This window comes from Sporosarcina sp. E16_3, assembly GCF_017347125.1.
In the GTDB taxonomy this organism is placed as follows: Bacteria; Bacillota; Bacilli; order Bacillales_A; family Planococcaceae; genus Sporosarcina.
This window is the reverse complement of sequence record NZ_JADPRX010000018.1, coordinates 72,771-79,150: the sequence shown is the minus strand read 5'-3', so window position 1 is coordinate 79,150 and position 6,380 is coordinate 72,771. Positions and strand designations below refer to the sequence as shown.

Sequence of the window (6,380 nt, the reverse complement as noted above, 5' to 3'; positions counted from 1 at the left end):
TAGCTTACTATGATAGTTATCGTACTGAGACATTGCCAGCCAATCTGATCCAGGCACAGCGAGATTATTTTGGTGCGCATACCTATGAACGCCTTGATAGAGAAGGACATTTCCATACTGAATGGTCAGCGGAAAAAACAAAAACGCTAGTACCCTCAAAATGAACTTTGCCTACGTTTTCCAAGCTCTGTGGTAACAGCTGCATGACCTGCATTCTATAGACCTAAAAAAAGTACCAGACCCGAAACGACTTGAATCGTATTGGGCCTGGTACTTTTTATTATAAAAAATCTATTCACAATTAGGAAGGGTTGACTCCTTCAGTGTCTGTCATACCAAGAATATGCAGTTCATGCATCGGCCTTGTCATTGCTACATATAGCAACTTCCGGTCAATTGGATGATCGCGAAATGGCTCGTCGAAAGCGCCGATAATGACCGCATCGAATTCTAATCCTTTTGCTAAGTGGCTTGGAACAATCAACAGACATTTGTCGTTGATTCCAGATTGATCACCCACTAGATGAACTGGCATTCCAAACTCATGCAGAGAGGTGAAAATTCTTTTTGCCTCTTTCCGCGTTTTACAAATAAGTGCAACAGATTGATGGCCACGTTCGATAATTCCTTCATAAATACGTTGAACGCCAACACCCTCTAGCTCATGCATCTCATAATACTCAGGTTCCCTTCCATGACGGACGACCGGTTCTACGAGTGGCAGATCCTCATCCATCTGTGCAAGAACTTTATTCGCCAGATTCATTATTTCGATTGTCGTTCGGTAGCTTTTTTGAAGTGTCGTATACGTTGCCCGTGGAAACAGTGCCTTTATCGGTTCCCATGATGTTAATGATCTGTAACTATGAATTCCCTGGGCCAGATCCCCAACCATTGTAAACATATCCGTCTCTAGACCGTCTTGCATTGAAGCAAGCTGGAATTCGCTATAATCCTGCACTTCGTCGATGAAAACAACCCTCATTTTCCATTCGTCTGCAATGCCTCTAAGCTTTGCGTGCAAATAATAAAGAGCTGCTAAATCCTCGATTTCCCAAAACTCTTTTTTATGTGTTTCCAAAAAAGCATATCTTTCTTTGTCGGACCATTCGTCTGCAAGTTCTGTTTGTAATTCGCTACTTGTTAACCAATCCCGATACAATTTCTTGACGTTGAACTTTTTGAATCTGCGCATATAAGCTGACACTACAGTTCTACCTTGCTTTTCAATGGCAGGAAGCCTTTCGTCACGTTCTTCCAAGATTCTTGTTAGCTTCAGTTTCCGTCTTTCATCATCTCTGATACCGTATAGAGCTTTATCAAGGGCTGCATCGTATTTTGTCGTCAGCATATCCATTAGCTGCTTCCGTTTCCGCTTGACGTCACCTTGAATGATAATTTTAATTCTATCCAGTCTTTTCTCGACCGGCATATACGAAAACTCTTTCAGAAATAGCTGTTTCAACCGAGAGGCTTTCATGATCCGGTACTTTTCAATAAAGACATCTTCGAATAACGCAGCCGTTTCCAGTTCCAACTTATACACGTAGCGTTGCATGATTTCCCGGTATTGAAGGCCTCCCTTCACGCGTGTTACAAAAAGCACCCCGGCATCCAACATGTCTGACTCAGTCAGCTGTTCCAACTTGGCATCTGGATCTGTCAGCTTTAGTTTCAGCCCCGTAGCACTTAAAACATATTCGCTATATGTCGTCTGACAGATGCGTCCTACACCAAGTTCGGGAAGCACATCCGCTATATAATCCATAAATAATTTACTTGGCGCCAAAATCATAAGTTTATCGGAAGGGAAACTTTCACCCATTGTATAGAGGAAATAGGAAATACGGTGAAGAGCAATCGTCGTTTTTCCGCTTCCAGCCGCTCCCTGTACAATAATCGGTTGTTTCAAATTCGCACGAATGATTGCATTTTGTTCGGCCTGAATCGTCGATACAATTTCTGTCAGTCGTGTATCTGCCTTGCCAGCAAGGGCTTCCTGAAGAAGTTCATCATTGGTTGTAAGATCGACGTCACGGATATCAAGAAGTTCACCTTCCTCAATCCGATACTGCCGTTTGGAATAGAGATGTCCTTCGAACTCTTCATCTCGCACTTTATAGGATAGAGCACCAAGTCTTCCATCGTAATAAACATTTGCAACCGGTGAACGCCAGTCGACGATAATCGGTTCCTGCGTTTCCCGGTGGAATAAAGAAGTCTTTCCGATATAAAGTAACTCATCCGCTTCCTCTTCCTTTCGAAAATGAATGCGGGCAAAATAGGGCTTCTGCTGAATGGCCTCCAGCCCCTCCTTTTGCGAACGGGCCATTTCAAAAAAACGGGCGTTTGTCAAAATATTGATATAGCTTAAACTGGAATCCAAATAATCCAAGTCAGCCATCGACTGGCGGATTTGTTCTTGGGAGGATTTTACGTCACGTCGCGATTCCTCCAACAATTGCTGCATGTACTGTTTGGTGTAGTCAAGGCGCTGTAATTCAAACTCAAAATCAGGATGTTTCTGAGACATACAGATCCTCCATTTATCGTATTTTGCGTCCCGTGCAGTTGTATGGGAGATGTTGGGGTTTATTAAACAGAATTGAAGTTTACCACTAGGTAGCGTTGGAATCAACACCGTTTCACATAATGGTGTAAACATTCCGATAAAGATGCTAATTCAACAGGGTTATAGGCAAATAAGACACACTCGTTTCGAATTTTCAGACCTGGGCGTTTCTAGTATTAAAGTAAGTAGGCCTCTCATCAAATTCTCATCTGCCTCACATGTCCCTTTAATTTAGAAGCGCTATTCTATATTAGCAGGACAAGTTGAACGTATAACATCAGGCTTGCCGCGAGATATCCAGCTAGTAAAGATTGTTCCACAAAACTAAAAACACAAAAAATGGAGGCCACCACTATGTTAACTAAACTTCAAAACCGAATTCATGAATGGATAACAGTAAACTACCAAGGGAAAGACTTTTCATGGCTTTCCCAAAATACAGTCACAAACTGGTTGAACCCAAATCCATTAAGCAAATATGAAATCCAGCAACTACAAATTGCAAAAATCAAAGCTAATGCCAAAATGCATAACTTTATTTAATATGCTTGGCGATCAATGCTAACGCATATTCACTTTTTAGCATACTCCCTAAAACAGCTACTTTCTAAATTAAATCAACGAAAACACCCTACTTTACACATATGTAAAGTAGGGTGTTTCATACTTAGTTCACTTTTCAAAACGGACAATCCACTGACCTTCTGCTAGATCAATTCCGGTACCCATCCAGCCCTCTTGCAGGTACCGCTGTTGTTGTACTGTATCCTCCATCGGGACATAGTGACTTTCCGAGGTGGCCTGTTCTTCGAACGAGCGTGTTAAATCTTTCATCAATATATAGCGGAGTAAGTTGCCGTATTTCACTTTAAGCTCGACAATCTGCATACCGTGAGCAAATTTATCTTTCAAACTGGCTATGTTAAAAGGAGCAACAGTTGTGCAAATGTAGCGAAACCGCTCTTGATCGACTTCCTTCATTAGAACTTTCCCCAATAACACTTGTAAGCCATTGCCTTGGAAGTCCGGATCAACATTCGAGATTTCGGAATATAGCACAAGCGGCCACTCATCTCTAGGCAGTCCCGCATCCTTTCCAAGATGCTCTTCATCCAATTCAGGTTCAAGCATGGCCCGAAAAGCAATTAGTTGTTCCTTATAATAAGCACCTATCATTAGCCCTTTGCCATTTAAAATATACGTATATTCTTCCTCCATCAATGGCTGTAAAAAGGAACCAGTCGATAATGATCCAATCACTTTTCGCTGAAGTAAAAGGATTTCATCGAGCTGATCTACTGTTAAGCGTACGATAGTAATTTCATTTCCATTTTTCAAAAGATGATTTTGTTTCATCCGGTTACCTTCTCTGAGAACACAGTCAATTCTTGCAACACTTGCTCATCAATGTCGATACCTAATCCTGGCTTGTCGCTCAAACGAATAAATGGAACGTCATAATGCAAATTCCCAACGTCTTTGCTGAATTTTAGAGGACCTGTTAATTCCACACTTGTAATAATCTTTTTCGAAAAGGCTACATGGAATCCAGCCGCTGAACCGATAGACGATTCAACCATCGAACCTATTTGGCACTCGATTCCCGCCATTTCCGCCATATGTGCAAGCTTAGTCGCCGGATAAATACCTCCGCATTTCATCAATTTAATATTCACTTTATCCGCAGCACGTTTGGCAATGATTTCTCTCATGTCACGCACGCCACGCAAACCTTCGTCAATCATCGTCGGAGTAGAAGATTTAGATTTCACTTCGACCATACCATCTATATCGTCGGCACGTACAGGCTGCTCCAACCAATCGAGCGAACAGTCCTGCAGCTTTTTAAGACCTTGCAATGTATTTGCGCTATTTACCCAACCCTGATTCACATCCACACGAATCGCGATATCTTCGCCTACACGCTCACGTACGGCTTGAATCCGTAACACGTCATCAGCCACACTAGTACCGACTTTCATTTTCATCGAACGGTATCCAGCGGCTACACGCTCTTCTGCTTCTTTCGCCATTGCTTCCGGAGCTGCAATGCTTAGCACATGCGTAATTGGAAACTCTTCGTGGTATCTGCCTCCAAGAAGATTATAGACAGGGACACCAAGTGCTTTTCCTGCGACATCATAGCACGCGATGTCAATTGCAGCTTTCGCCGTTGGTACGCCGTAAATTTCAGCATCCATCAATTCATGAATTCGCTCCATATTCATAGGGTTTTCACCTATTAACTTCGGTGCAAGTGTATTTTTCAAGATCTCGAAAGTGCCTTTCCAACTTTCGCCCGTTACATGTTCATCCGCAACACCTTCTCCATAACCGACTAGACCAGTATCCGTTGTAATCTTCACAATGATGGATGGCATGTAATCATACGTTGCATAACTGATAACAAAGGGTTCATAAAGTGGTAAGTGAATCGCATAAATTTCAATTTCAGCTATTTTCATAAGTCAAAATCCTCTCTATTGGCAAACTCTATATTTTATTGTATCATTGTCGTTAAATAGTCGCTAATCATTGGGGGTTCATCGTGAAAATTAAAATCGCAGTTATCGGATCAACTGATTTTTGCCAACGTACAGAACAACTTGTCAGTAATCGCAAAGATATTGAACTTAACTGGTATCGCTACGCCGAACCGAGTGAAGCACCCGGTTTATTGCAAACGCTTAAACCGTGTGATGCCCTGTTGTTTTCAGGCTCACTCCCTTACTTTTATTCCAAGGAGTTACTTGATGCCTTACCGATTCCAGCCGTTTACCTGCAACAAGACGAAACAGCTGTAGCCATTACATTGCTTCAGTTAACTGCACAAAATCAGCAGGATTTGAGCCGCGTATCCATCGATGTACGTGAGCAAAGCTATATTGAACATGTGCTCAATGATTTGGGTCGAAGTGTGGAGCTACCTTTTGTTCACTTGATAAAAGATGATGAAAAAATCACTACCATAGCGTCCTACCATCACACACTCTCTCTACAAGGTAAAACAGATATGGCCATTACAAGTGTACATGCTGTTTTCGAGCAGCTACAGCAGCACGACATTCCTGCGTGTAAGATGATTGATCCTGAAAGTACGATACTTCGAAGTATTGAACAAGCAAAACAGCAAGCATTGTTACAAAAAAGTAACTCCGCCCAGATTGCAGTCGGAATTGTAAAAGCAATTTCTCCGCACCAAGAAGTTGAAGTATTCATCACTAAAATGGCGTCCATCATGCAGGCACGGTGGAGTGTAAAGGATGGTGATTTCACCTTGTATACCTCAATGGGCAATATCGAATCTGCTATAAAAAACAAGGAATTCCTATCTGCGTTTCAATCACTTGCTACTAAAGCAAAAATGGCATTTGGCTGTGGTGAATCAATCATTGACGCAACCGAAAACGCGAATTTCGCACTTAATCTTATACAACAAAGTGATGGTCATTCTTTTTATATGTTAGATTCAAACAAAAGATTGCATGGTCCATTTCCACAATCTGACGTAGCGGTTGAGATGAAAATCACTGAACCCGCACTCGTGGAGATGGCTGAAAAAACCAAGCTCAGTCCTGCAAATATTTCTAAATTGATGCAATACAGTCTGGAGCGTCAAACAAAACAATTTACTGCAAATGATTTGGCATTATATTTAGATGTCTCACGAAGAACCGCAGAACGTACGTTAAAAAAACTTGTCGACTATAAGTATGCGACAATCATTGGTGAGGAAATGACCTACCGGCAAGGAAGACCCCGCGCTTTATATGAATTTAACTTTCACTCTTATTTTTAAAAAGAATGG

Annotated in this window: 6 protein-coding genes; 3 read left to right on the top strand and 3 right to left on the bottom strand. The window is 41.7% G+C overall.

Annotation, left to right across the window (positions count from 1 at the left end):
* Positions 1 to 164, top strand: a 164-nt coding sequence (locus I2483_RS12000) for a hypothetical protein (RefSeq protein ID WP_207277443.1), incomplete at its 5' end; no start/stop codon positions are given.
* A 137-nt stretch (positions 165 to 301) separates the two neighbouring features.
* On the opposite strand, the gene helD is transcribed toward I2483_RS12000, so the two are convergent.
* The gene (gene helD / locus I2483_RS11995) at positions 302 to 2,533 is read right to left on the bottom strand and encodes an RNA polymerase recycling motor HelD (protein ID WP_207277436.1); all 2,232 of its coding nucleotides are present in this window, start codon (positions 2,531 to 2,533) and stop codon (positions 302 to 304) included.
* 393 nt (positions 2,534 to 2,926) lie between these two features.
* Here helD and I2483_RS11990 point away from each other — a divergent pair, with 393 nt between their 5' ends.
* Complete coding sequence (locus tag I2483_RS11990) at positions 2,927 to 3,115, top strand: hypothetical protein (RefSeq protein ID WP_186671632.1); 189 nt, start codon at positions 2,927 to 2,929, stop codon at positions 3,113 to 3,115.
* A gap of 129 nt (positions 3,116 to 3,244) precedes the next feature.
* Here the strand turns inward: I2483_RS11990 and I2483_RS11985 are convergent, their stop codons facing one another.
* Positions 3,245 to 3,928, bottom strand: a complete 684-nt coding sequence (locus I2483_RS11985; RefSeq protein WP_207277435.1) for an N-acetyltransferase — start codon at positions 3,926 to 3,928, stop codon at positions 3,245 to 3,247.
* On the bottom strand, positions 3,925 to 5,037 hold the full coding sequence (locus tag I2483_RS11980; RefSeq protein WP_207277434.1) for a mandelate racemase/muconate lactonizing enzyme family protein: 1,113 nt from the start codon (positions 5,035 to 5,037) through the stop codon (positions 3,925 to 3,927). The genes I2483_RS11985 and I2483_RS11980 overlap by 4 nt, the downstream gene beginning before the upstream one ends.
* A gap of 83 nt (positions 5,038 to 5,120) precedes the next feature.
* On the opposite strand from I2483_RS11980, the gene I2483_RS19680 reads away from it, so the two are divergent.
* Entirely contained in the window at positions 5,121 to 6,371 is a 1,251-nt protein-coding gene (locus I2483_RS19680; protein ID WP_207277433.1) for an HTH domain-containing protein, read from the top strand.
* The last annotated feature ends 9 nt before the right edge of the window (positions 6,372 to 6,380 follow it).